Here is a 1,301-nt window from a genome sequence, read left to right on the forward strand (position 1 = left end):
AATAACTCGTTTTAAATAACGAACCTAAGACCAGCGATACAACGCTATGTATCGTAGATAAGTAACCCGCACCCGCAGGTGAACATCAATTGGTTAAGCTATAAAGAGCGCAGGGTGGATGCCTTGGCACTAAGAGCCGATGAAAGACGTGATAAGCTGCGAAAAGCTTCGGGGAGGAGCAAATATCCATTGATCCGGAGATATCTGAATGGGGAAACCTGGCTGAGAAGACCTCAGTCGTCGTAACGTGAATCCATAGCGTTACGTCGGGAACCGCCTGAACTGAAACATCTAAGTAGGGCGAGGAAAAGAAAGAAAACTCGATTTCCAAAGTAGCGGCGAGCGAAATGGAAAGAGCCTAAACCGGAGCGCGTGCGTTCCGGGGTTACGGACTGCAACAAGTGAGTCGATTTGTTAGTGGAACGGTCTGGGAAGTCCGGCCACAGAGGGTGAAAGCCCCGTACACGAAAACAATAGACAGCGAGCAGGATCCAAAGTACCACGAGACACGAGAAACCTTGTGGGAATTCGGGGGGACCACCCCCCAAGGCTAAATACTCCTTAGTGACCGATAGCGCATAGTACTGTGAAGGAAAGGTGAAAAGGACCCCGGGAGGGGAGTGAAAGAGAACCTGAAACCCTGTGTTTACAAGCTGTGGAAGCACTTTATATGTGCAACCGCGTACTTTTTGTAGAACGGTCCGGCGAGTTACCTGTACTGGCAAGGTTAAGCACTCAAGGTGCGGAGCCGAAGGGAAACCAAGTCTTAATAGGGCCAAAGTCAGTATGGGTAGACCCGAAACCGGGTGATCTATCCATGTCCAGGTTGAAGCTGCCGTAAAAGGCGGTGGAGGACCGAACACACATCCGTTGAAAAGGGTGGTGATGAGGTGTGGATAGGGGAGAAATTCCAATCGAACCCGGAGATAGCTGGTTCTCCTCGAAATAGCTTTAGGGCTAGCCTCGTGTTAGTCTCCTGGAGGTAGAGCACTGAATTCTTAAGGGGGCGTCAAAGCTTACCAAGAGATATCAAACTCCGAATGCCAGAGAGATGATGCACGGGAGTCAGACGGCACGAGATAAGTTGGGTCGTCAAAAGGGAAAGAGCCCAGACCACCAGCTAAGGTCCCAAAGTGCGTGTTAAGTGGAAAAGGATGTGGGATTTCGAAGACAACTAGGATGTTGGCTCAGAAGCAGCCACACATTCAAAGAGTGCGTAATAGCTCACTAGTCGAGAGGTCCTGCGCCGAAAATGTCCGGGGCTGAAACACGACACCGAAGCTGTGGACTTGTCATTAGAC

General features: G+C 50.3%; 1 rRNA gene (running past one end of the window). It reads left to right on the forward strand.

Features of this window, described 5'->3' with window-relative positions:
- The first annotated feature begins 91 nt into the window (after window positions 1-91).
- Window positions 92-1,301: ribosomal RNA gene (locus DWZ40_RS06015) — 23S ribosomal RNA — on the forward strand (it continues 1,740 nt past the right edge of the window).

It is taken from the genome of Clostridium sp. AF32-12BH (genome assembly GCF_003477935.1).
Taxonomy (GTDB): Bacteria; Bacillota; Clostridia; order Lachnospirales; family Lachnospiraceae; genus Brotaphodocola.